The 23,290-nt window shown below is 54.7% G+C and carries 24 protein-coding genes and 9 pseudogenes; 29 read left to right on the forward strand and 4 right to left on the reverse strand.

Annotation, left to right across the window (positions count from 1 at the left end; translation table 11 throughout):
- Nucleotides 1-228 precede the first annotated feature (228 nt).
- From JCM15764_RS18045 to JCM15764_RS27245, 15 genes and pseudogenes are all read left to right on the forward strand, one after another.
- Nucleotides 229-411 (forward strand): hypothetical protein, encoded by a 183-nt coding sequence (locus JCM15764_RS18045; protein WP_012647085.1) that lies wholly within the window; start codon nt 229-231, stop codon nt 409-411.
- A gap of 276 nt (nt 412-687) precedes the next feature.
- Nucleotides 688-1,367, forward strand: a pseudogene (locus JCM15764_RS18050) (response regulator).
- Between the two features lie 98 nt (nt 1,368-1,465).
- Nucleotides 1,466-2,494, forward strand: coding sequence for a phosphate ABC transporter substrate-binding protein PstS (gene pstS, locus JCM15764_RS18055; RefSeq protein WP_054698213.1), 1,029 nt, complete (start codon nt 1,466-1,468; stop codon nt 2,492-2,494).
- A 174-nt stretch (nt 2,495-2,668) separates the two neighbouring features.
- A complete protein-coding gene (locus JCM15764_RS24995; RefSeq protein ID WP_243689375.1) occupies nt 2,669-3,016 on the forward strand; it encodes a CBS domain-containing protein in 348 nt (115 codons plus the stop codon).
- A gap of 26 nt (nt 3,017-3,042) precedes the next feature.
- Complete coding sequence (locus JCM15764_RS25000; RefSeq protein ID WP_243689376.1) at nt 3,043-3,768, forward strand: PP2C family protein-serine/threonine phosphatase; 726 nt, start codon at nt 3,043-3,045, stop codon at nt 3,766-3,768.
- Between the two features lie 102 nt (nt 3,769-3,870).
- Nucleotides 3,871-4,833, forward strand: coding sequence for an ATP-binding protein (locus JCM15764_RS18065; RefSeq protein ID WP_054698215.1), 963 nt, complete (start codon nt 3,871-3,873; stop codon nt 4,831-4,833).
- Between the two features lie 58 nt (nt 4,834-4,891).
- Nucleotides 4,892-5,170: an STAS domain-containing protein gene (locus JCM15764_RS18070; RefSeq protein WP_243689377.1), complete on the forward strand. Its 279-nt coding sequence runs from the start codon at nt 4,892-4,894 to the stop codon at nt 5,168-5,170.
- A 19-nt stretch (nt 5,171-5,189) separates the two neighbouring features.
- Nucleotides 5,190-5,336, forward strand: coding sequence for a hypothetical protein (locus JCM15764_RS25005; protein ID WP_012647079.1), 147 nt, complete (start codon nt 5,190-5,192; stop codon nt 5,334-5,336).
- 28 nt (nt 5,337-5,364) lie between these two features.
- Entirely contained in the window at nt 5,365-5,739 is a 375-nt protein-coding gene (locus JCM15764_RS18075) for a hypothetical protein (RefSeq protein ID WP_054698219.1), read from the forward strand.
- Nucleotides 5,736-6,110 (forward strand): hypothetical protein, encoded by a 375-nt coding sequence (locus JCM15764_RS18080; protein WP_054698221.1) that lies wholly within the window; start codon nt 5,736-5,738, stop codon nt 6,108-6,110. Before JCM15764_RS18075 ends, JCM15764_RS18080 begins: the two co-directional genes overlap by 4 nt.
- The gene (locus tag JCM15764_RS18085) at nt 6,086-6,637 is read left to right on the forward strand and encodes an EAL domain-containing protein (protein WP_054698223.1); all 552 of its coding nucleotides are present in this window, start codon (nt 6,086-6,088) and stop codon (nt 6,635-6,637) included. Before JCM15764_RS18080 ends, JCM15764_RS18085 begins: the two co-directional genes overlap by 25 nt.
- Nucleotides 6,638-6,706: 69 nt before the next feature.
- Entirely contained in the window at nt 6,707-7,198 is a 492-nt protein-coding gene (locus JCM15764_RS28815; RefSeq protein ID WP_369412374.1) for a hypothetical protein, read from the forward strand.
- Nucleotides 7,165-7,560: a hypothetical protein gene (locus JCM15764_RS28820; protein ID WP_369412375.1), complete on the forward strand. Its 396-nt coding sequence runs from the start codon at nt 7,165-7,167 to the stop codon at nt 7,558-7,560. The genes JCM15764_RS28815 and JCM15764_RS28820 overlap by 34 nt, the downstream gene beginning before the upstream one ends.
- Nucleotides 7,544-7,789 carry a hypothetical protein gene (locus JCM15764_RS28825; protein WP_369412376.1) on the forward strand — a complete coding sequence of 82 codons (246 nt, stop codon included), beginning with the start codon at nt 7,544-7,546 and terminating at the stop codon, nt 7,787-7,789. Before JCM15764_RS28820 ends, JCM15764_RS28825 begins: the two co-directional genes overlap by 17 nt.
- Nucleotides 7,790-7,791: 2 nt before the next feature.
- Nucleotides 7,792-9,383: pseudogene (locus tag JCM15764_RS27245) on the forward strand (GH3 family acyl-acid amido synthetase).
- 154 nt (nt 9,384-9,537) lie between these two features.
- Here the strand turns inward: JCM15764_RS27245 and pstS (JCM15764_RS18100) are convergent.
- The 4 genes and pseudogenes from pstS (JCM15764_RS18100) to JCM15764_RS25025 all read right to left on the reverse strand — a co-directional run.
- Nucleotides 9,538-10,564 (reverse strand): annotated as a pseudogene (pstS, locus tag JCM15764_RS18100) (phosphate ABC transporter substrate-binding protein PstS).
- 13 nt (nt 10,565-10,577) lie between these two features.
- Complete coding sequence (locus JCM15764_RS18105) at nt 10,578-10,775, reverse strand: hypothetical protein (RefSeq protein WP_054698225.1); 198 nt, start codon at nt 10,773-10,775, stop codon at nt 10,578-10,580.
- A 473-nt stretch (nt 10,776-11,248) separates the two neighbouring features.
- Nucleotides 11,249-11,497: a porin gene (locus JCM15764_RS25020; RefSeq protein ID WP_243689378.1), complete on the reverse strand. Its 249-nt coding sequence runs from the start codon at nt 11,495-11,497 to the stop codon at nt 11,249-11,251.
- Between the two features lie 290 nt (nt 11,498-11,787).
- Nucleotides 11,788-12,393 (reverse strand): annotated as a pseudogene (locus JCM15764_RS25025) (porin); the annotation flags it as partial.
- A 204-nt stretch (nt 12,394-12,597) separates the two neighbouring features.
- Here JCM15764_RS25025 and JCM15764_RS18115 point away from each other — a divergent pair.
- The 14 genes and pseudogenes from JCM15764_RS18115 to JCM15764_RS25040 all read left to right on the forward strand — a co-directional run.
- Nucleotides 12,598-13,940 (forward strand): annotated as a pseudogene (locus tag JCM15764_RS18115) (S41 family peptidase).
- A 7-nt stretch (nt 13,941-13,947) separates the two neighbouring features.
- Nucleotides 13,948-14,820, forward strand: a complete 873-nt coding sequence (gene miaA, locus JCM15764_RS18120; protein ID WP_054698227.1) for a tRNA (adenosine(37)-N6)-dimethylallyltransferase MiaA — start codon at nt 13,948-13,950, stop codon at nt 14,818-14,820.
- A gap of 46 nt (nt 14,821-14,866) precedes the next feature.
- Entirely contained in the window at nt 14,867-16,129 is a 1,263-nt protein-coding gene (locus tag JCM15764_RS18125) for a glycosyltransferase family 2 protein (protein WP_054698229.1), read from the forward strand.
- Between the two features lie 235 nt (nt 16,130-16,364).
- Complete coding sequence (locus JCM15764_RS18130; protein WP_054698231.1) at nt 16,365-16,745, forward strand: response regulator; 381 nt, start codon at nt 16,365-16,367, stop codon at nt 16,743-16,745.
- A complete protein-coding gene (locus JCM15764_RS18135; protein ID WP_369412377.1) occupies nt 16,640-17,146 on the forward strand; it encodes a GAF domain-containing protein in 507 nt (168 codons plus the stop codon). Before JCM15764_RS18130 ends, JCM15764_RS18135 begins: the two co-directional genes overlap by 106 nt.
- The gene (locus tag JCM15764_RS18140) at nt 17,143-17,934 is read left to right on the forward strand and encodes a PAS domain S-box protein (RefSeq protein WP_054698235.1); all 792 of its coding nucleotides are present in this window, start codon (nt 17,143-17,145) and stop codon (nt 17,932-17,934) included. Before JCM15764_RS18135 ends, JCM15764_RS18140 begins: the two co-directional genes overlap by 4 nt.
- 20 nt (nt 17,935-17,954) lie before the next feature.
- Nucleotides 17,955-18,398 carry a sensor histidine kinase gene (locus tag JCM15764_RS18145; RefSeq protein WP_054698237.1) on the forward strand — a complete coding sequence of 148 codons (444 nt, stop codon included), beginning with the start codon at nt 17,955-17,957 and terminating at the stop codon, nt 18,396-18,398.
- Nucleotides 18,399-18,495: 97 nt separating this feature from the next.
- Nucleotides 18,496-19,172, forward strand: a pseudogene (gene cysE / locus JCM15764_RS18150) (serine O-acetyltransferase).
- A gap of 1 nt (nt 19,173) precedes the next feature.
- Nucleotides 19,174-19,599, forward strand: a complete 426-nt coding sequence (locus JCM15764_RS18155; RefSeq protein ID WP_012647067.1) for an Rrf2 family transcriptional regulator — start codon at nt 19,174-19,176, stop codon at nt 19,597-19,599.
- Between the two features lie 48 nt (nt 19,600-19,647).
- Complete coding sequence (gene nifS, locus JCM15764_RS18160; protein WP_054698239.1) at nt 19,648-20,784, forward strand: cysteine desulfurase NifS; 1,137 nt, start codon at nt 19,648-19,650, stop codon at nt 20,782-20,784.
- Nucleotides 20,785-20,799: 15 nt separating this feature from the next.
- Nucleotides 20,800-21,905 (forward strand): annotated as a pseudogene (gene mnmA / locus JCM15764_RS18165) (tRNA 2-thiouridine(34) synthase MnmA).
- Between the two features lie 52 nt (nt 21,906-21,957).
- Complete coding sequence (locus JCM15764_RS25030; RefSeq protein WP_243689379.1) at nt 21,958-22,692, forward strand: radical SAM protein; 735 nt, start codon at nt 21,958-21,960, stop codon at nt 22,690-22,692.
- 50 nt (nt 22,693-22,742) lie between these two features.
- Nucleotides 22,743-22,862: pseudogene (locus tag JCM15764_RS25035) on the forward strand (hypothetical protein); the annotation flags it as partial.
- Nucleotides 22,863-22,990: 128 nt separating this feature from the next.
- Nucleotides 22,991-23,290 (forward strand): annotated as a pseudogene (locus JCM15764_RS25040) (hypothetical protein); the annotation flags it as partial.

The raw sequence follows: 23,290 nt of genomic DNA on the forward strand, positions 1-23,290 counted from the left end.
GCTATCCCGCAGATTGACACCGCCAGGGCGAAAAATAACCGTTTCCGGACGGAAACTATCTAACATGCCTATCAATCCCAGTCTACAACAAAAAAGGAGTACTGCAGCAACCTGCAACGAACGGATTGCACAGGCAAAATATACAGCAGGAGTTGCAAAGGGCTTTTTCTCCTGCTAGAATTAGCAATTATTGTCGAAGTCAAGTTAATTTACTCAGGAGGAAAAGCGATGAAAGTTGATGAAGTCAAGGAAATAGCCAAACAGCGCGGCATCAAAGCCGGCAAGTTGAATAAGACCGATCTGATCAAGACCATCCAGGATACCGAAGGAAACGACCCCTGCTTTGCCAGCGGCAAGGCTTCGGAATGTGGCCAGGAAAGCTGCCTCTGGCGGCAAGACTGCCCGAAATAAAGCCGCTCCCGTCGATCCTCTACCGAACTCGACCGGAATTTTGCATTTGCGGGCGGATGCCTTGCCGCCAATAGCGACAGGGCATCCGCCTGTCTCCCATCCGATCCCGCCCCAACAAATACCTCCCCTTGCCAATCGTCTGAAACGCTCAGGATTTTAACTTCCTGCCATAGCAGTTTATAACCTTCTTTTTACAGATCTGTAACATGAATGCAACCTGAACTCCGTACCATGGTCACCAATCGATCGGCAGGCTGCTAAGGAAAGAACGTAACGATGCATACGATATTGGTAATCGAGGATGAAAGGGACCTGGCAGAACTGATTGCCTTCAACCTGGAAAAGGAAGGGCACCGGCCGCTTATTGCACTTGATGGGCTTGTCGGCCTCGAAGCAGCGCGCAAGAACCCGCCCGACCTTGTTCTGCTGGACCTGATGCTTCCCGGCATGGCAGGCACCGAGATCTGCAAAATCCTGAAGGGCAATGGGAAAACCGCCTCCATACCGGTTATCATGCTGACCGCCAAGGGGGAAGAGATAGACCGTGTCGTCGGTTTCGAAGTGGGCGCCGATGATTACATTGTCAAGCCCTTCTCCACAAGGGAACTCATGTTGAGGGTAAAGGCACTGCTGCGTCGTACACTGCCTGAACAGCCACGGAAAAAGGTCTTCGGTGTCGGGCCGGTCTCCATCGACACGGAACGTCATCTGGTAACCGTTGCCGATAAAGAGATCCTCCTCACCACCATAGAGTACAAACTGCTTCTGGATCTGGCGGAGCGGGCCGGCAGGGTTCAAAGCAGGGACATCCTGCTGCAGACGTCTGGGGCTACAATTATGTGGGGGACAGCAGAACCGTCGACACCCATGTGACGCGGCTGCGAACCAAGCTGGGGACTGCCGGGGACATGATCAAGACCGTGCGTGGCTTCGGCTACAAGATTGAGGAAGAATAGGATATCTACCCAATCTTTGCCCTTCGGTAACAACGTTGTAACAAAAGCAGTTCACTATAACCCGTATCAAAGCAACATCCACAAAAAGGAGGAAACAAATGTCGGTATTTTTTCGCAAAAAACTTGCAGCAATGCTGCTCCTGGCGCTGACCGCCACTGCCGGGGCGGCTTCGGCCGAAACACTCATCAACGGCGCCGGGGCGACCTTCCCCTATCCCCTCTATTCAAAATGGTTCACCGAATACGCCAAGGTCGATCCGTCGGTCAAATTCAATTACCAGTCCATCGGCAGCGGCGGCGGCATCAAGCAGATCACCGCCCAGACCGTCGATTTCGGCGCTTCCGACAAATTTTTGAGCGATAGCGACCTGAAGGCCGCTCCAGGTAAGCTGCTCCACATCCCGACGGTAATGGGTGCGGTGGTCGTCACCTACAACATTCCCGGCGTAGCAAAAGGCTTGAAGCTCTCCTCCGAAGATGTGGCCGATATCTTCCTGGGCAAGATCACCAAATGGAACGACCCGAAAATTGCCAACGATAACCCCGGCATCAACCTCCCCAACCAGTCGATCATGGTCGTTCACCGCTCCGACGGCAGCGGCACCACCAGCATCTTCACCGACTACCTCTCCTCTGTCAGCCAGGAATGGTCCGGCAAAGTGGGCAAGGGAAGCTCGGTAAAATGGCCGGTAGGTCTTGGTGGCAAGGGTAACGAAGGGGTCGCCGGACAGGTAAAAACAACCCAGTACACCATCGGCTACGTTGAACTGGCATATGCCGTGGAAAACAAGCTGCCATACGCAAGCCTCAAGAACAAGAGCGGCGTCTTCGTCGAGCCGACCATCAAAACCACCAGTGCCGCCGCTGCCGGCGCCGCCAAGTCGATGCCCGCCGATTACCGCATCTCCCTGGTCAACCAGCCGGGCAAGGACTCCTACCCCATCGTCGGCTTCACCTGGCTCCTGGTTTACCAGGATCAGAAGGACAAGGCCAAAGGCAAGAAGCTGGTGGAGTTCCTCAACTGGGAACTGAAGCACGGCCAGAAGATGGCGGAAAAAATTCTCTATGCTCCCCTTCCCGCAAATGTGGCAAAGATGGTTGAGAAGACCATCAAGACCATCAAGTAAAACCTGTCCATCTTGAGTATCCGGAAAGGGCACACGGCAGTGTGCCCTTTCTTTGTTCCAGTCTTTCCAACCAGAAATTATCTTCCTTCATTGAACATTTATCCGCCTGTAACATCATCTTAACGCTTCGCTCCTATGATAGGTACAAAGTTAATGAGAGAGAGGCGGATGAAGATGACATACTGCCAGCATATCATTCCAACGTTAGGTGAAATTCTCAAGAAACAGGAACCAATCTCCCCCCAATTACCGGTATCGGAGGTAGTGGAGATTTTCCAGAAAAACCCCTCGCTGCTGGCCCTGCCCATATTAGCGGAAGGGATATTTACCGGCATTATCAGCCGGAGAGCTCTTTTTTACAACCATCTGGGGCGTCCATTTGCCATGGAACTCTTTGGCAAAAAGCCGATCATGGTTCTTCAGGAAGAAGACTGCATGACAATGGAAGCGGACCTGGACGTGCATGGGGCACTTTCGCGATTACTGGACTTTGATCCCTCCTTGAGACGGATTGCTTCGTAGTCACTGAAGCACAGCGGTACGCGGGGATGGTTTCCGTATCGGATCTGATGATGACCATCTCCATGACACAGGCATCACTGGTTCAAACCCTGGAAAGTCTCGGCGAACGTATTCAGAGTGAGGTAAAAAAAGCCGGTGAAATACAGCAGGCACTGCTTCCCGTTTCCGAATTCAGCTTCGAGGGATTGACCGTCAGCGGAGAAATAACCACTTCCTCGGAAATAGGCGGAGACTATTTCGATTATTTTCAGCTGGATAAAGACAGAATCGGTTTGCTGGTCGCCGACGTCAGCGGCCATGGTGTCCAATCGGGCATGGTCACCACCGCGGCCAAGGCGAGCCTGCACTGCCTCATTTCCCAAGGGGTTGACACCCCTGCCGGATTATTGTTCGGCATGAATAATGCCATTCTGGCCACCGCCCGCCAGACACTGCTCATGACCTGCCTCATAGCCGTCATAGACACCAAAAACGGCAAGGCTACCTTTGCCAATGCCGGCCATAATTTCCCCTATATCCACCGGTCCGGTTCAGGTTTGCTCATGATGCTGGACAGCGTCTCCGGCTTTCCCCTGGGATTCGAAGAAAATAACAGCTACGGAGAATGTTTAACCTCTTTTGAATATGGCGACACCATGCTGCTGTATTCCGACGGCATTGTGGAATGTACCGACCAGGCAGGGGAGGAATTCGGTTATGAACGCCTGTCAGCATCCCTGGCGAAAAATATCCATTTAAAGCCAGCGTATTGAAAAGAAAGCTGCTGCGGGAGGCAGAGCTTTTCACCGGCAGCGAATCGTTCCCCGATGACGTGACTATATTCATCGCCTCTTCGACAGTTAAAGGAGCCCCCCATGCAGCAGAATAAAACCATTCTCGCGCTTTTCGCCGACAATGCCGATGCTGAGGCCATGAGCAGCTGTTTCTTCCATGTCCCTGAAGTTATCAGCGTCATAGCCGACCGCTTTCTCAAAGTAACCCTGGGCGAAATTGCCTCTGCCCGGATAGAACCCGGACTGGCAGTTATTTCAAGTGCTCTCTATCCGGGGAAAAGGCCACAGCTGGTGGAAGAACTGCGCGGTTACTTCCCAGGGCTGGAAATACTGATCCTTGCGCCGGCATCAATGCCGCCTCCTTCACTGGAAAGGTTCATGCTCGACCAGGTGCGGCATCTGATCATAGAAAACCGGCAGGAAAAGGCAGCGACCGGCGATGGAGATCAGCCCCTGTCCGTCGCCATTGGTAATCTCATCTTGAAAAGGCAGTGGCGCCTTGGCCAATATGTGAAAAAGGGGACAGAAATTCAGGAATTCCAACTCTCATTTTCGGAAGAGAAGGAACAGATCATCAAGGCACTTGAGGATTCCATCGTCGGAGACTCAATGGAATACGAGATGCTCCGCCAAAAGGGTGCGCTGCTGGCGGATGAAATGCTGGAAAATGCTTTCTACGGCGCGCCCAAGAGCGATGACGGTATGAAAATCTTCCGCAAGGGGGAAAGAAGACAGATTCTGCCGGATGAGGGGATAGTTTTCCGCTTCGCCTTTGATGGAGAAACCCTGGCCATGGAAATTAAAGACGGCTGGGGCACGCTCGGCGCCGACATGGTGCTTGAATATCTGGCAAAAAATTCGGCGGACATGGGAGCGGCAGATGATGCAGGTGGAAGAGGACTTTTCATCATCTGGCGTTTTCTGGATCATTTCCATGTTTGCGTTAATCCGGGCAAAGAGACTTTGATCGGCGGACATCTTAAAAAGTCATCACAGGTCCCGCCGGAAACCATACACGGCTTTCACATAACAACCACCGGTTGAACAAAAAAGGAGGAGAAAGAACAATGGATGCATCATTCAAGATCGTGCCCCACCCAAGGTGCTGTGCAATTATTTCTCACTGGCAGGGAATATAGACGCCCAGGCCGAGACGCAGCTCATGGCGCTGCCGGCAAAGGTGAACCAGCAACTGGTAAAATTCGACTTCGGCAATGCAGGTCGGATAAACTCCATGGGCATAGCCCTGCTTCTACGTTGCTTCAAGCGTATCAAGGAGGAGAAGCGGGCCGAGATACAAGTGTTGCAAGTTAACGCAACCAACACCATGCTTTTCAAAATGACCGGCATTTTTCTGCTGGCGGCAGCAGCCAAAGACTGAGGCCTCAAAAGGAGGAACTGTGAAATCATTTATTTTCAGATTTCTTGGTGTGGATTTTTCGGAACTGGACCGGCAGATAGACAAGCTGAGGGAGCTGCGGGACTCCTACCGCGAAGCCAACATCCGCCACTACGGCAGCGAACTGGCTGCACTGCTCAATGATTGACGACCTGGCCAAAAGCCAAGGAGGCCCCATGAACAATCTGCAACTGAAACCCCTTTACCTTGCCCCGGACCAGCGGCGCATTCCCAGGCTGGAAAACTCCTTCTCCGACTGCAGCTACCTGTTTCTGAAATTCAAGGAACATCTTAAAAGAAGCGGTCATGCGGCCATTGTCGCCCTCAAATTCGTAGAACCGGTTCATACAAAGATTGGCAAGTCCATTGCCCTTTTTATCAGAACCATGGACAGAAAGCTGTCAGGTCGCATCGAAGGGGGATACAAAGCCAGCGAAGGAGAATTTTTCCTGCTCATCGTGCCGGACAGGGATTACCGTGAAACTGATTTTCAAGGAGACCTGGCAACCATCCGCACGAGCTGTGCCGTTATTTCTCCCTGCCACACATGAGCAGGAACTTTAGCGAGAGACAGGCAGAAGATCTCTTCACCATCTATGGCGTATTTCTTGCCAATAATGGAGGGGAAAACGCGGATAATACCTTGTTTCGCGCCTTCCAGCAGCTGTTCAGCGGCTCTACATCCACAAGCACGGTACAACTCCATGAACGACAGGAAATTGAAGATATTATCTCCGGTGGCTTGATAACTCCTGTCTTTCAACCCATCTTTTCCCTGGGTGAAGGCGCCGTCCATGGCTACGAAGCACTGAGCCGGGTCGCAGACCCAGCCCCTTTTCCGATCCGGAATTGCTCTTTGCCAAGTCCGCTGAACATGGACTCACCTTTCAGCTGGAGATGCTCTGCCGCAGGAATGCGCTGATCCGGTCAAAGGAGTTGGGCATCTCCGAACGGCTTTTCCTCAACGTCTGCCCGAGCCTCCTCCAGGCCAACGATCACGAACGGGGCGTCACCGCTGCACTCCTTGAAGAACTGGGCATTGAGCGCTCGAATATCACCTTTGAGCTTACGGAACGGACACTGATCGAAGATTACGGCCTCTTCAACCGGGTCCTTTCCTATTACCGGGAGCAGGGCTATTCCATTGCCATAGACGACCTGGGTTCCGGTTACGCCGGCCTGAAAATGCTCGCCCAGCTGGAACCGGAATACGTGAAGCTGGCCCGTTTCCTGGTCAGTGACATCGACACCTCGGCAACCAGGCAAGCTTTGGTGGAGGCGCTGGTGACCTTTTGCGGCAAGATAGGAGCAAAAGTCATTGCCGAGGGCATAGAACGCAAGGAGGAATTGGATCTCCTTACGCAAATGGGAGTATCTTTCGGCCAGGGATACCTGCTGGCAAGACCTTCCAACGCACCAGTTTCCTGCAGTTCCATTCTCCACAGATAATTTCCCGAACCGCAACACGTCCGTAACCATTCCCGTTCATAATGGTGCAAACCCTTAGGGAGGAACATTATGAACGGATCAGTCATCCCCTTTGTCCGGAAAAATTTCACCAGGCATCCCGCCCTGCTGGGAGCAGTGACAACTGCCACCGGCTTGCTCCGGCACATGGCTCTAAAGCCCTTCACTCCACGGACCCGGCGACGGGAATTCCAGCTCAGGGACAGCGTTGCCAGCATCCTTGCCAATCGCTCTCAAATTTTCAAGGAAAAGGGATATGGCAGCACCCCCACCATCGTTATCGGCGGTTTCGTCCCCGACGCCACCGAGCTGGTCGAATTCCAACGGGATGTCTTCAGGCAATACGGCAGCATTTATTATATGAACTATCCGCGCAACGGGTTCACGTCAGAATTATTCTTTGCCCAGCTGGCCGATCTCATCGAAGATATAAACAACCATGCAACAAGCCGGTCATCTTCAGCGTCAGTTTCGGCTCGGGTCTTCTGGCACGGTTCCTCCAGGAATGGATGGAACCCGAGAAACTGGGCATCAAAGGTATAGTAATGGCCAGCCCGGTGCTCTGCACCGAGGATCTGATCAGGCCGGAACGGGATAAGTCAGGCGGCATCAGGATGCTTGAGATCAATCTGAAAAGGATTCTCAAGGCCGATCCATCTGCCGAAGAAGATGTAAACAGGCAGATTGACCGCGCCCGCCGCTGTTTCAAGGCACTCTTCGAAGCAGGTGCGGAAAACCGGCAGTTATCCGGCCGACACCTGACCATCAGGAAAAAAATCATGGATGTCATTGAGAGGACCTCGGGCTGCGGGGGGCTATCAGCGGGTATTGGCGCTCAAAGGGTTTTCCAGGCCCCTCCCCCATCGGCCCATTTTCAACGGCCCGGCATTGACGCTTCTGGCTGAACAGGAAGGCGACCTGCTCGTCCCCAATTCGCCGACCATGGCAGCACTGCGTACCCCCGATACATGCAGACAACTGTTCCCGCGGGGCAAGGTACGGGTTGTCTGCTCCGGTTCTGCAGGAGATAGCGTCGCCCATGCCTCGCTCATATTCCACCATTCGCACTATAATCCCATCATAAAGGCCTGGTATGACAAGCTGGTTGCGCCAGTGCTGTTTGCGGTGGTTTAGATATGGAAATTTCCAGCTACCTTGCTAATCCCCTTTTTGATAAAATTCTCAAATCCGGAGCCTCCATAGCGGCGAGGAAATTCCTCAAACGCGATCCTGTGGCAGCCCAGGAAAAAATATTTTCCCAACTGCTTGTTCGCGGCAGTAAAGCCCGCTTCGGCATGGACTACGGGTTTCCGGAACTTACACGCCTTCCCTTTGCCCAGGCTTATCACCTTTATCGGGAGAGGGTCCCCATCAGAACCTATGACGATTTCCGCAAAGACTATCTGGCCAAGGCTGGCAGGTGCAGGAAGGGCGACGGCAACTGCTGCTGAAAGACCAGACCTGGCCGGGAAAGATTCCCTTTTTCTGCGAAACCTCCGGCACCACCGCGCCGAGCAAATATGTTCCCTTTTCCATGGAGATGTTTGCCGCCAACCGGCGGGCAGCCCTCGACCTGACGGCCATGTACCTGCATCAGAACAGGGAGAGCCGCCTATTCAGAGGGAAACTGCTCTACATGGCCGGCAATACCCAGCTGAATGACATGGGGAATGGCATCAAAAGCGGCGACATGAGCGCCATCACCCTGAGCCACCCTCCTTTCTATCTTAATCCGTTCATAGCACCCGACGCAGCCACCGCCGCCCTCCCCTGGGAAGAGAAACTGGAGCGCCTGGCCCAACTGCTTCTCAGGGACAGGAACATCAGGGCCATCTCCGGCGTCCCCCCATGGATTCTGCTCCTATTGAAGCGTTGTACAGAGCTGGGAAAGGCGCCGCTCCACAGCTTGCTGCCAAACCTGGAGCTGATCATTCACGGTGGCACCAGTATTGCCCCTTACCGGCTCGAATTTGCAGAACTGTTCCAGGAACACCCTCCCCACTTCCTGGAGGTTTTGCCATCCTCGGAAGCCTTCATGGCATTCCAGGTGCACGGCGAACCCCAGATGCGGCTGGCCCCATACTACGGCGCCTTTTTTGAATTTGTTCCCTTCGAACATCTGAATGACCGCGGCATCCCGCCGGCCGATGTGGCTGCAGTACCGTTGGCAGAAATAGAAACAGGCCGGCGCTATGCCGTAATACTTTCCACCTGTGCCGGACTCTGGCGCTACCACATCGGCGATACCATCCGCTTCACTGCTCGCGACCCTTTGTTCATTGAATTCACCGGCCGTGACAAATTCCTCGACCGCTTCGAAGAGAAGGTGACCCAAGGGGAAGTTGAAGCTGCCGTCGCCGGACTTAACAGCTACTCAGGATTGAACATACGCGAATTCATGGTCGGTCCGCAAATTGCGGAGAGGCGCCACCTGTGGATACTCGCGGTTGGGGATGGAAATGTGAGCGGCATTAATCCGGCAGATCTGCTTGACAAGGCATTGACCGCCCAAAACGACGACTATGCCACCTTTCGCAGCCAAGGCAGGATCAAGGAACCGGTCGTTATCCAGGTTGAGGCAGGACTGATCTATCGGTGGTCGAAAGAGGTGCGGGGCAAGCTCGGCGGCCAAAGCAAGATTCCCCATATTGACCCGACCCTGGAGGGAGAACTGGTGAGGAGCCTGGTCGAGTTCAGCAGGCAGCATTGCACAATCGTGCGCCCATAAGAAAAGTGAAAGGCCATATCCCTGGGGAAAATGGCCTTTTTTCAAGCTATTGATCTGATGTAGGGGCGCTGCTTGCCGCGCCCCGATTGGGCGGAGCAAGCGCCGCCCCTACCATTCATATGTTTAGTCGCCGGTTTAAACAATACCGGGTGTTTCAGTAACTGATGCTCCGGATCGCCTGGTCCACCATCCCGCCCAGCTTTTCCGGAAGGGGTGTATAAAAGAGGGTCGAGGTCATCTTCTCTGCCTTCTTCAACTCCCAGTTCAAAAACTCCACCAGCGCCTTTCCCTTCACCGGGTCTTTCTGTTCCTGATAGACAAGCAGCCAGGTCAGGCCGACTATGGGATAGCGTCTTTGCCCGCCTGGTTTACCAGTGATACGCGGTAATCACTCTTCACGTTTTTTATGGCATCAACCGCCGCCGCCTGATGGAGCGCATGGTCGGGTTGACAAAGCGGCCGGCCTTGTTTTTCAGCACGGCTGTGGGGAGATTATTGACCATGGTATAGGCATTTTCCATATAAGCGATGGAAAAGGGCACCGTTCTGATGTGCTCGACCATCTCCTTGCTCCCCTTGCCGCCTATGCCGACCGGCCATTGGACGGTGTTTCCCTTGCCTACCTTCCTGGCCCATTCGCTGCTGACACTGGAAAGGTAATCGGTAAAGATGCTGGTGGTGCCGCTGCCGTCACTGCGGTGGACAACAATGATTTTCTGATCTATGGTCTTCAGCTCTTTGTTCAGAGCCACCAGCCGGGAATCGTTCCAGCGGCTGATTTCGCCCAGATAAATGGCACTGACGGCCTCCGGGGTAAGTTTCAGTTCCGAATGCAGGCCCGGAATATTGTAACTCAGCACTACTGCCCCCATTACTGTCGGGATCTGCAGGAGTTTTCCCGGGGCGGCTGCCAGTTCCTCATCGGTGAGAAAGCGGTCGCTTGCGCCGAAATTCACCGCCTGAGCCATGATTTGTTTTACTCCACCGCTGCTGCCGATGGCATCATAGGTAAATGCCACGACCGGATCGACCTGGGCGTAATCCCTGAACCACTTGCTGTACAGAGGATACGGAAAGGTTGCTCCTGCCCCCTTGAGCACTGTCTCGGCAAAGGACTGACCGGCTGAAAGGGCCATGACTGCCGTCAGCAGGACAAAGATTCTGTGTATTTTTTTGATCATCGGCTGGTACTCCTCAGATGGCAGGGGTTGCAAGTGTCGTGGTGAAATCGGCGATTACCTTTGCCACCGCATTGGTGGAAAGGGGAAAGGTGCGGTGGCAGCAGCCGCAGGCCACTTCTTTGGCATCGATTCTTGTCCAGAGCGTCATGTTGCGCGAGTCGCACCATTCGCAGTACCAGACGTAATAATCTCCCATGGGCATCAATTGCATATTCGTTCTCCTTTTATCGTTTCTTTTTCGACAAGGGTATCGTGGAATGATGCCGGTTGTGTTACAGAACCGTTAAAGGTGGGTAAAAAAAGAACGTCCGAGAAACTGAAATATTCCATCCGGGGATCCCGGTGAAAAAGAAGGCAGTCGCGACGTCGTCCGTTCGCTCTGTCGCCACAGCTGCGGACCCTGCGGTGCCGCCCGCGTAATGCCGCATGAAGCGTTAACAGGCGAACCTCCCTCCGCTCCACGTGCGGCGGGCGTCCGCTTGCCGCTGTGGCTCGTCGCTCACTCCCGACGCACGATTGCCTTCCCCGGAAATGTCTGAAGAATCAAAAAAAAAGGCCCGCCGGGAGGCGGACCGATAACAATGAAGGAGGCTTATCAAGCTGGGTAGCCTGATTAGAAGATAATCTGTGCCTGCAAACGGTACTGCATGTCGTCTGAACGAGCCGGCTGTTTGTGAATATTTGTCACATCAGCTGCAGCTTCAGGTTGTGCTTGTTGAAGTAGTAGGAAACGGCCCCGGCGGTTTCCGTCTGAATGTTGTCGGCCTTGTCCCGGTCAGGGTCCACAAAGGAGTAACGGGCTGCCACTTCCAGGTGCTTGGGAATGATGAAATAACCGGCCTGGGTATAGAGACCGTGGGCGCGGAGGGTCTTGTCTGAAGTCTGACCGTTGGCATGGCCGAGGAAGTATTCACCCTGAGCGGAGAAGCCCATCCATTTGAAAGCGGCATCGATGCGACGCTGTTGGTATCGATCTTTTCAGTGCCGAATTTGCCCAATCCTTTACCCAGCCAGCCGTTGGACCCGGCAAAGGTCAGGTTGTTGCTCTCCAGGGCTGTGGCGCTGGTTTTTGCCAGGGTATCCATGAAGTAGCCGGCGCCAATGGACAGGAGCGGTTTCTGGCTATTGTCCAGATCCCCTTCAGAATAGGCCATGTCGCCGAAAGGGTTGACGGCGACCCTTGCGGCAAAGGCGTTGTTGGTGAATTTGCGCTGGGTGTTCTGGCCTACCCCGCCGTAAACGCCCAGGTTGTAGTTGAATATCCCTTTGGCAATCTTGCCGTGGACCATGAGCCCGGTATCGCGTCCCATCTTGAAGGTATCGGTGGCATTGGAGCGGTCGACGAACTGCTGGGAGCCGGAAGAGGTGATTTCCTGACGGGCGAACTGGACTTTTTCCTGTCCGACCAGAAACTGTGCCTCGTCCACGAGCCGGTAATTGAGCCAGGCATCCTCAAGAAGCTTTCCCGAGTCGGCAAAATTCACCTGAAGCTTATAGGTGAGGTCTTTGCTGTAGGCATAGCCGTTCATGAACAGCTTCATCCGGCGGACCCTGAATTCGGAAGTATTCTGGCCGCCATCGCTGTCGGTAAACGTATAACGGCTCTGGAGGCGAGCCCCCAGGGACATCTGGAATTTTTCATCGGGAGAGGTAAAGGTAAATCCTTTCCCGAGCTTGTAATCCAGGGGCTTGCTCTTGGTCACGGCCTTGTAGTCTTCCTCGGTTATGACGCCTTTCTCCTTGAGCACATCTTCCAAGGTCTTGGCCATTGCTCCCTGGCTCATAAGAGCGGCGGTTAATAGTGCCACTGCTGCAACTCCTGCTTTCATTTTCTCCTCCTTTAGATTGCCGGATAACCCGGCTTTAGATTCGCGGATCGTTTGACTGGGCACATCCTAAATGTACTATGTGGCATTGGTGTTACAGGCAAATTAAAAGATGGTTAAGGGGAAACTGCTTTGAAGTTGACAATTTGCCGGCGTGAATCTAAATTAAGCCGTTCGGCTTATTCACAGAATGGAGGCGCGTCCCGCATGGGCAGAAGCAGAAAAATAATCCTCTCCCTGATCCTGATCATCATTATCCTGGCTTCAGCCATCATCGGCATCATCAACACCCGGAAAAGCATCACCCGGACAGACGACCAGGACTACATCCGATTGTTCGTCGAGGTTGTTGCCATCGTCAAAAAACATTACGTTGAAGAGGTGGAGAGCAAGAAGCTCATGCAGAACGCGGTCAAGGGAATGCTCGCCTCCCTCGACCCCCACAGCGAATACCTCGCGGCTGAACCGTTCAAGGAAATGCAGGTGCACATGTCCGGCTCCTTCGGCGGGTTGGGCATCGAGATCAACATGCTGGACGGCAAGCTGGTGGTGGTCTCCCCCATCGAAGACACTCCTGCCTTCAAGGCCGGCATCAAGCCGGCGGACCACATCTGGAAGATCGACGACAAGCTGACCAGGGGCATGAACATCTCCAAAGCGGTCAGCCTGATGCGGGGCGAGAAGGGAACCAGCGTCACCCTTACCATCCTGCGCAACGGCTCCAGCACCCCGTTGATCTTCCCGTTGGTACGGGACACCATCAAAACCAAAAGCCTCAAGGCAAAAACCCTGGAGCCGGGTTTCGGCTATATCGGCATTGCCGAGTTTCAGGCGAGGACCGGTGAAGACTTCACCAATGCCCTGAAGAAGCTGCGGGAGGACAATGGTGGCACATTGCGCGGCTTGGTGCTCGATCTTCGTTTTAATCCCGGAGGGCTGGTGGATTCGGCATTCATGGTGGCTGACCGCTTCATCGGCGAAGGGCTCTCCAACGGCCTCATCGTCTACACCGAGGGACGTGAGCCGTCGGCCAAAAGAAGCTGGACCGCTATGTGGGGGAAAAGGAACCCCGCTACCCGATGGTGGTGCTGATCAACGGCGGCAGCGCCAGCGCCTCGGAAATTGTCGCCGGAGCCCTGCAGGACCACAAACGGGCCATCATCATGGGCACCCAGAGCTTCGGCAAGGGATCGGTTCAGAGCGTGCTGCCCCTGAAAAACGGCGACGGCCTCAAACTCACCACTGCAAAATATTATACCCCCAATGGTCGATCCATCCAGGCCAGGGGAATCACCCCCGATATCGTCGTCAGCATGATGAAACCGAAGAATGGAGAACCGGACAAGGACCAGGCCATCAGGGAAAAAGACCTGGAGAACCATTTTGAGGGAAAAGGGGAAGCAACGGAGCAGAAACAGGAACAGAAGCAGGAAAAACCTGCCCCCATGGCCGCTGCCGACAAGTCGAAAAAGGATGACTACCAGCTCTCAAGGGCACTGGACCTCTTGAAGGGGATCGACATGCTGTCCCAGTTGAAGATGAAGAAGTAGTTCCTCGATGCTCTTCAACCTTCTTGTCATACTTGGTCCGACCGCCTCGGGCAAAACCAGGCTGGGGGTGGAGCTGGCCCGGCGGTTTTCCGGCGAGGTCATCTCCGCCGATTCCAGGCAGGTCTATCGGGGCATGGACATCGGCACCGGCAAGGACTTGTCCGAATATGGGGAAGTTCCCTATCACCTGATCGATATCGTCGATCCCGGTTATGAATTCAGCGTCTTTGAGTTCCAGCGCCGCTTCGAGCAAGCCTACAACGATATTACGGAGCGCGGCAGGTTGCCGGTGATGGTTGGGGGGACCGGCATGTACCTGGAATCGGTGCTGAAGGGGTACAGACTGGTAGAAGTGCCTGAGAACGCCCAGCTGCGACGGCAACTGGCCGGTCTTTCCCACGAGGCTCTCATGGAGCGCCTTGGAAACGCCAATCCCCGTCTCCACAACTCCACCGACCTCCTTGACCATCACCGCCTTGTGCGGGCCATCGAAATCGCCGAATATGACGCTCCCCCGCAGGCGCCGTTCCTTCCCGGCCTGTCCCCCCTGATCTTCGGCATCCAGTGGGACCGTCCGATCCTTCGCCGACGCATAACCGAGAGGCTGAAACTCAGGCTCGACCAGGGGATTATCCAGGAGGTGGAACGGCTGCACGACGCCGGCATCCCCTTCGAGACACTTGAGTTCTATGGACTGGAGTATCGCTTCATTGCCAGGCACCTCAAGGGGGAACTGAGCCGCAACGACATGTTCCAAAAATTGAACAGCGCCATCCACGACTTTGCCAAGCGCCAGTGCACGTGGTTCTCCCGCATGGAACGGCACGGCACGGCCATCCATTGGTTGGACGGCGCCGCAGCCCCCCTGGCGGAAGCCTGAAGATCCTTTCCCATCAAAAAACCCAGTCCACTCCATCTTGCCGACCATGATTCCCACCCATGTCTCGGATTATCTCCGTAAACGAGGTGTACGCGCCTGGTCCATTTCCGGCAGGAGGGAAACCCTCCATGCCGGAGCAGTCATCATCCCGGCTTTGGCAGAGAGTCCCCGCCTTTTCGCCACATTGAGGTCGTTGGCAAAGAATCCGCCCGAGCTACTCGACCGGTTCCTGGTGCTGGTGGTGGTCAATCACCGGGAGGATGCGCCGCCAGAGGACAAGACGGATAACGATGCTACGCTGAAGATGCTTGAATCGGGTGATGCCGAGCTGTCCATGCTGCATCTGGCATGGGTTGATGCTGCCTCGCCCGGAAGTGAAATGCCCGTCAAGGGGGGCGGAGTAGGCCTTGCACGTAAAATCGGCGCCGACCTGGCCCTCCCCTGTCTCGATTATGTCAGCTGCAGTCCTCTTCTTATCTACCTTGATGCCGACACACTGGTCGAGCCCGATTACCTCCATGCAATTACCCGCCACTTCCAGTATTCGACGGCAGGGGGCGCCGTCATCCCCTTTCGCCACCAGCAGCCGGCAACATCTGCGGAGCAGCAGGCGATCGACACCTATGAGCTTTTTCTCCGCTGTTATGTGCTGGGCCTGGAGATTGCCGGGTCCCCCTATGCCTTCCACACGGTAGGGAGCGCCATGGCCTGCCGCGCCGTGGATTATGCCCGCATGGGCGGAATGAACAGCCGTGCCGCCGGCGAGGACTTCTATTTCCTTCAGCAGATGCACCGGGTTGCCGGAGTTTCGCAGCTGTGCGGCACCGTGGTACATCCTTCCCCTCGCGCCTCCCATCGGGTGCCGTTCGGTACCGGCAGGTCCATGTCCCGAGCGCTGGCCGGCGAGCCGAATGCCATCGTCTTCCACCAGAGCGAATGCTTTCTGATCCTTAAGGAATGGCTGAAGCTGGTCGCCGGCAACCTTGGCTCCGAAGCAGCACAGCTAATGGAGCTAGCCGAAGGAATATCGCCGGAATTAACTGTTTTTCTTGATCAGACAGCGTTTTCACCCACCTGGGACAAGCTGCGGCAGAACAACAAGGACCACAGGTCTCGGCATAAGGCTTTTCATGACTGGTTCGACGGCCTGAGGACCATGAAACTGGTCCACCACCTTTCCGCTACGGCCTTTCCCTGCTGCAGTCCCCATGAATGTGTCCCGGAACTCCTCCGCCTGGCAGGCGAGGCCCCGGCTGAAAGGGTGGCGGACCAGCTAAAAACACTGCAAAAGCGCCAGTTTGCCCCATAGAAACGTGATTTAACCAAACAACACCCTTTCACCACCGATCTTGTTACCACCTCAACATTCAAATCCGCTCATATATCGGTTTTCTGAAATGAAATCTGCTGATATGGGTTTAGCGGATAACCCGCCAGAATCCCTGCTTATCATCTAGCCCGCCCATTGACCGCGACTAGCCACGCTTCAGAACTGATGCCCCTGCTGGTATGTTATTTGCTGCAATGACAAACCGGGTGGTACGATGAAAGCGAATAAAATTCTCATTGTAGATGATCAGAAGTATGCCAGGCAGATGTTGCGCGACATCCTGGCCCCGCTTCAATTTGTAATCGAAGAGGCCGGTGACGGCCGTGAAGCCGTCATGAAGACAAAGGACTTCCGCCCGGATATCATTCTCATGGACCTGATGATGCCCGACATGAGCGGCATCGAAGCTTCCCGCCTGATCAAAAGCGATCTCCAGACAGCTCCATTCCGATCCTCGTCATTACGGCAAGCAAGGAAAAGAACAACCTGCTGTCCGCTTTTGCCGAAGGAGTCGATGATTACATTACCAAGCCCTTCTCCACCAATGAGCTCCTGGCACGGGTCCAGGCGAACCTTTACAAACGTGATGCACTGATCCTGGTGGAACAGAAGAAAGTCGATGCCGGGATCATCCTTGATCTCTCCCTCGCCATTGCCTCTACGCTCAATGCCGCAAAGATTCTGCAGATCATTGTCGCCAGGATTGCTGAACACGTCAACATGAGGCGCTGCTCCATCGTCAGATTCAGCGACAGTAGCCATGGTCATGTTCTCGCCTCCAACGACGACCCCTCGGCAAAGGGATTAAGAATCGAGTTGTCCCGTTATCCCGAACTACAGGAGATGATCCGCACCGGCAGGGCTTTTGTCGTCAAAGATGCCAAGCGCCATCCACTTCTGGCTGAGGTCAGGGAATACATTGAAGATATCGATTTCGACACCATCCTCGTCATCCCCATACACCACGAACAGGAGATCATCGGCGCCTTATTTTGAGAACAAAGGGTGGGGAAAATTCGTTCGGCAGTCGCGAGCTTGCTTTCTGCCAATCGATCGCCGATGCCGCAGCAAATGCCATAAAAAATGCATCTCTTTTTGAGAAAGTTCTTGAGGAATCGGACGAACTGCGGGAGACGAAAGAAAAGCTGGAAAAAGAACTTAGAGAGAAGACGGTTTATGAAGGTCTCTTCGAACATGCCTCTGAAGGGCTGATGGTATTGAATGCGGCAGGACAGCCGCAGTATGTCAACAGAAGCGCTGCTGAAATGCTCGGTTACACTGGAAAGCAGATGCTGAAAATGTCGTTGAAGGATTTCCTGGCAGAAGAAAGCCTGCAGGTGGGCATGGAAAACCACATCAACTTCTTCCTGGGGCGTGAATTTTCCAGAAAATACGACGTCCTTTTCAAGACATCCTCAGGGGAAAAACGTTGTGTCGCCGTCTCGGTCAGTAATCATCGCCTGGAAGGAAACTACGCCATCCTTGCCCTTATTGATGTGACCCGGGAAAGAATGGACCAGCACCTGCTGGCCGAGGCAAACGAGCGACTGAAGGCCCTTGACCTGCTCAAGTCGGAATTCATCTACACGGCCACCAACGACCTGCGTCTGCCGGTAGCGGTCCTGCACAGCAATTGCCTGCAACTGAGAGAGTCGGACACGGACAACCTTACGGAAACACAGGGCGAGCATCTGGACGCCGCCATTGAAAGCTGCGACCGGCTCATGGACCTTATCGAGAACTGCTGGACAGTTCCAGGTTCGATCTCAAGGATTATGCCCTGACCATAGGAAAACAGAACATAATGGATCCCATCCGGGAGGTCTATACGGTCCTCGCTCCTTTTGCCAGCTGCAATGGGGTGCAGATGACCGTAACCCCCCTACAGAGCGATACTTTTGGCTCCTTTGATGGCGGTAAGATCAAATGCGTCCTTACCAACCTGATCGGCAATGCTATCAAATTCACCCCCCGGGGCGGCGAGATCGGCATTTCGGTGGATGCGGACGATCTTGAGCTGAAGATTTCCATATCGGACACAGGGGAAGGAATTCCGGAAGCTTACGTGACCAGGATCTTCAATGAATTTTACCACTTGAAATCAGCCAAGGGCTCCCTTAAAAAAGGAAGCGGTCTGGGGTTGGCCGTCAGCAAAAGGATAATCGATGCCCATAACGGCCGCATCTGGGTCGAAAGCTCAGAGGACAGAGGAACCACTTTCTCCTTCGCCATCCCCCTGACACGCTGAAATTTCCCCGATTTAATCCCTCACATAATAATTGACTGAAATAGTAAGGTATGGTTTAATCTGGCTTAACTTTTATGAGACCATGAAAGGGAGAGCCATGTTTTCAAGGTTACAAGAGGATATCAAGGCAGTATTCGACAGGGACCCTGCAGCAAGAAGCAAGCTGGAGGTGTTTTTCTGTTATCCGGGTCTTCATGCCATCTGGTTTTACCGGGTTTCCCACTGGCTTTGGCAACACGAGCTGTTCTTTCTCGGCCGTTTCTGCTCCCACTGGGGAAGATTTTTCACCGGCATAGAAATTCACCCCGGCGCCAGGATCGGCAAGGGCTTCTTCATAGATCACGGCATGGGGGTCGTAATAGGCGAAACTGCGAGATCGGCGACAACGTCACCCTTTACCATGGCGTAACTCTTGGTGGAGTCAGCTGGGAGAAGACCAAGCGCCATCCCACACTGGAAGACAACGTGGTGGTAGGCTCGGGGGCCAAAGTCCTTGGACCGTTTACCGTGGGCAGGGACAGCAAGATCGGCTCCAATTCAGTCGTCGTTAAGGAAGTCCCCCCCAATTCCACCGTTGTCGGCATACCTGGCCGGGCCGTAATGGCCGCTGAAAAACCCGCGGAAAAAATAGATCTGCAGCATGGCCAGCTTCCGGATCCTGAAGCCAAGGCCATTTCCTGCCTGTTCGACCAGATCAGGGAATTGGAACGCAAATTTTCCGCTCTCACCCTTGAGCATGAGCAATTGAAAAAGCGGATCGAAGAAGGAAAGTAGCATGCGCTTATCAACAAGGGCTCAATATGCAGTAAGGGCAATGGTTGATCTTGCCCTTTACTCTACCAGCAAGCCTGTATCGCTCAAAGAAATAGCCCAAAGGGAAGAAATCCCCCTGAGTTATCTGGAACAGCTCTTCTTCCGCCTGAAAAACGGCGGCATCGTTACCAGTATCCGTGGGCCCGGTGGGGGCTACATCCTGGCCAGGGAGAGTTCACTCATCAAAGTCGGAGAGATCGTCGTCACCGTGGAAGAGCCGCTCAGTCCGGTGGCCTGCATGGATGAGGGCAGTACCGGCTGTTCGCGAATCTCCCAGTGTGTCACCCACAATATCTGGAAAGGGCTGGGAGAAAAAATCCGGGGATTTCTCGATGGGATTACCCTGGAAGACCTGGCCCAGGAAGCGCGACGCAACCTGGAAGCCTGATTTGCCACCTGCCATTACCTTCAAAATTTTACACACTTACAGGTCAAAATGATTTACATGGATTACAACGCCACAGCTCCGGTCCATCCGGAAGTTCTTGAGGCGATCCTCCCCTTTTACCGGGAGCAGTTCGGCAATCCCTCCAGCATCCATTGGGCAGGCAGGATGGTCAAGGGCGCGGTGGAGGAAGCCCGTGAAGAGGTGGCCCGGCTGGTGGGCTGCGCACCATCCGAGGTGATCTTCACCTCCTGTGGCTCCGAGTCGGACAACATGGCGATCAAAGGTGTCGCCGCCGCCAATCGCAGCAAGGGCAACCATATCATAACCACATCAGTTGAGCATCCCGCCGTGCTCAACAGCTGCCATTATCTGGAACATGAGGGATACCGGATTACCAGGCTGCCGGTCGATAGAGATGGCCTCGTGGACCCGCAGGAGCTGAAGTCGGCTATCGGCGACAAAACCATTCTTGTATCGGCCATGTTTGCCAACAATGAAACCGGCGTCCTTTTCCCTGTTCGGGAGATTGGGGCCATCTGCAGGGAACGCGGAGTTTATTTCCACTGCGATGCCGTGCAGACGGTAGGCAAGGTGCCAGTCGACTGCCGTGGCATGGACATTGGCCTGTTATCCCTCTCCGGCCATAAGATTGGCGCCCCCAAAGGTATCGGTGCACTGGTGGTCAGAAAGGGGATCAAACTGCATCCCCTGCTGCACGGCGGCGCCCAGGAGCGTAACCGGCGAGCCGGCACGGAGAATGTCGCAGGGATTGTCGCTCTGGGCAAAGCATGCCAGATCGCCAAGGAGGAGATGTCTTCCGAGGCTGCAAGAGTGCAGCAGTTGCGTGACCGACTGGAAAAGGGTGTCATGGCCATCTTTCCACAGGCAAGTCTGAACGGCCATCGTGAAAACCGCCTGCCGACCACTGCCAACATATCTTTCACAGGACTTGAGGCAGACTCACTGCTCTTGAACCTGGATCTGCAAGGCATCGCCGTCTCGTCCGGTTCCGCCTGCAGCTCCGGAACCCTCAAGGCATCACCGGTCCTTGCTGCCATGGGGGTCGATCCTGCCTCGGCCAAAGGTTCCGTTCGTTTCTCGCTGGGCAGGACAAATACCGAAGAAGAGGTAAATTACTTACTGGGGGTCCTGCCGGAGATCCTGCAGCGGCTTCAGCAAAAATAGAGACAGATAAGGCTCATGCATAAAGAAAACAGCAAAAAACGTGTCGTCATCGCCATGAGCGGTGGCGTCGATTCATCGGTTTCGGCAGCCCTTCTCCAGGAGCAGGGCTTTGAAGTGATCGGCATTTCCATGCAAGTCTGGGACTATGGCAAATTTACTGCCGCCGAGGACGAAAAATTCGACACCTGCTGCTCCCTGGACGACATCCATGACGCCAGGCGGGTGGCGGAGCAATTGGGTATTCCCTTTTATGTAGTCAACTTCGAGGAAGAATTCGAGAACCTGGTCATCAGGGATTTTGTCGATGAATACCTGAAGGGCCGTACTCCCAATCCCTGCGTTCGCTGCAATCAATGGATCAAGTTCGAACTGCTCCTGAAAAAGGCCAGAGGGCTCGGCGCCGATTTTATCGCCACCGGCCACTACGCCCGGACCTTTCGGGATGACAACGGCCGTTTCCATCTCCTTAAGGGAGTGGACCAGACCAAGGACCAGTCATATTTCCTCTTCACCCTCACCCAGGAACAGCTGGCCATGACCCTTTTCCCCCTGGGGGAAATGACCAAGACGCAGGTGCGCGCCCTTGCCGCCAGGTATAACCTGCGGGTAGCGGAAAAGGGTGAAAGCCAGGAGATCTGCTTCGTACCCGACAACGATTACGTACGTTTCATCGAGGAAGAGCGGGGCAAGGAGCTGTTGCCCGGCAATATCATCGACCGGAGCGGCAAGATCCTCGGCAGGCACCGGGGCACCTACCGCTATACCATCGGCCAACGCAGGGGGTTAGGTATTGCCCATCCCGAACCGCTCCATGTCCTTGAATTGAACGCCGAAAAAAAAGAGGTGGTGGTAGGGCCGAAGGATGCCCTGTTCAGCCATGGCCTTGTTGCGGCCAACATCAACTGGATCAACCGGCGCCTGAGGCTGCCATCGAGGCAACATGCAAGATCAGGTACCGGCACCAGCCCGTCTCCTGCACCATTAAGCCACTGCCATGTAACCGGGCCGAGGTCATGTTCGCCGAGCGGGAAAAATCGGTCACCCCCGGACAGGCGGTGGTTTTTTATGACGGGGACACTGTGCTGGGCGGCGGCTGGATTGAAAAGGCAGTGAATAGTTGATGGTGATTGGTGATTGAAAAAGCAGATGGTACCCATAAGCAGTGGATGGTTGATGGTGAATAAACAAAAACAGACGGTGGCCATAACCACCCTGGGCTGCAAGATAAACCAGTTCGAATCGGCCGCCATGGCCGAAACGTTGGGCAAGGAAGGCTTCTCCATCGTCCCCTTCGATGATGCTGCAGATATCTACGTCATCAATACCTGCACCGTCACCTCCAAAACCGACGCCGAGTCGCGCCGCCTAATCCGCCGCGCCTCGCGGCAGAATCCATCGGCAAAGATCGTCGTCACCGGCTGTTACGCCCAGGTCGCCTTTGAAGAACTGCAGGACATGCCGGGGGTCAACCTCATCCTCGGCAACAGCGAAAAAAAGGGCATTGCCCAGATGCTCAGTGACCTGGGGGACAGCCGGCAGGTGCTGGTCTCGGATATCGCCCAGGAGCAGCATGCACGCGGCACGACGCTGGAAACTTTTGCTGAGCACACCAGGGCCTTTCTTCAGGTACAGAACGGCTGCGATGCCTTCTGTTCCTACTGTATCGTCCCCTATGCACGGGGCAGAAGCCGAAGCGTCTCCCTGGAAGAAGCTTTGGCCGGTATCGGGACCTTTGCCGAGCGCGGCTTTAAGGAAGTGGTCCTTACGGGAATCCATCTGGGCGCCTATGGGCTGGATCTGGCTCCGCCTCTGTCGCTGCTCGATCTACTGGCCGCCGCAGAAAAAGAGCGGCTGGTGGGAAGGCTCCGCATTGGCTCGGTGGAACCCACCGAGGTTTCGGATGCCTGATCAGCTTCCTTGCCAAATCAGCTACAGTATGTCCCCATCTGCATATCCCGCTGCAGAGCGGCCACGACCGGGTGCTCAAGGCCATGAACCGCAACTACTCCACCGCTGACTTCCGCACGGTAATGGAGAAGCTCGATACCGCCCTCCCCTCCATCTGTATCGGCACCGATATCATCACCGGCTTCCCTGGCGAGACCGATGATGAATTCCAGGATGGCTACCGGTTCCTGGAATCCCTGCCACTTGCCTATTTCCACGTTTTCCCATTCTCTCCCCGCTCGGAACCCCCGCCGCAACAATGGAAGGTCATGTCCACAGCAGTGTCATCAAAGAGCGGGCCAAGGCCCTGCGCAAGCTGTCCGAAGAAAAGAAAAAAGCCTATTACCGCAACTTCATCGGCAGAGAACTGCAGGTATTGGTCCAGACCCGGGAAGGCGACCTGCTCAAGGGGCTGTCCCGCAACTACATCCCGGTTTTCATGGAGGGGGATGATGACCTGTTGAAGACGGAACAGCTGGTAAGAATAACGGGAGTGGAACGGGAAAAGGTAACGGGAGAGGTAATCCCCATGGTGCAAGGGCCTACCCCTTCCGTCCTC

It is taken from the genome of Geotalea toluenoxydans JCM 15764 (assembly GCF_001311985.1).
Taxonomy (GTDB): Bacteria; Desulfobacterota; Desulfuromonadia; order Geobacterales; family Geobacteraceae; genus Geotalea; species Geotalea toluenoxydans.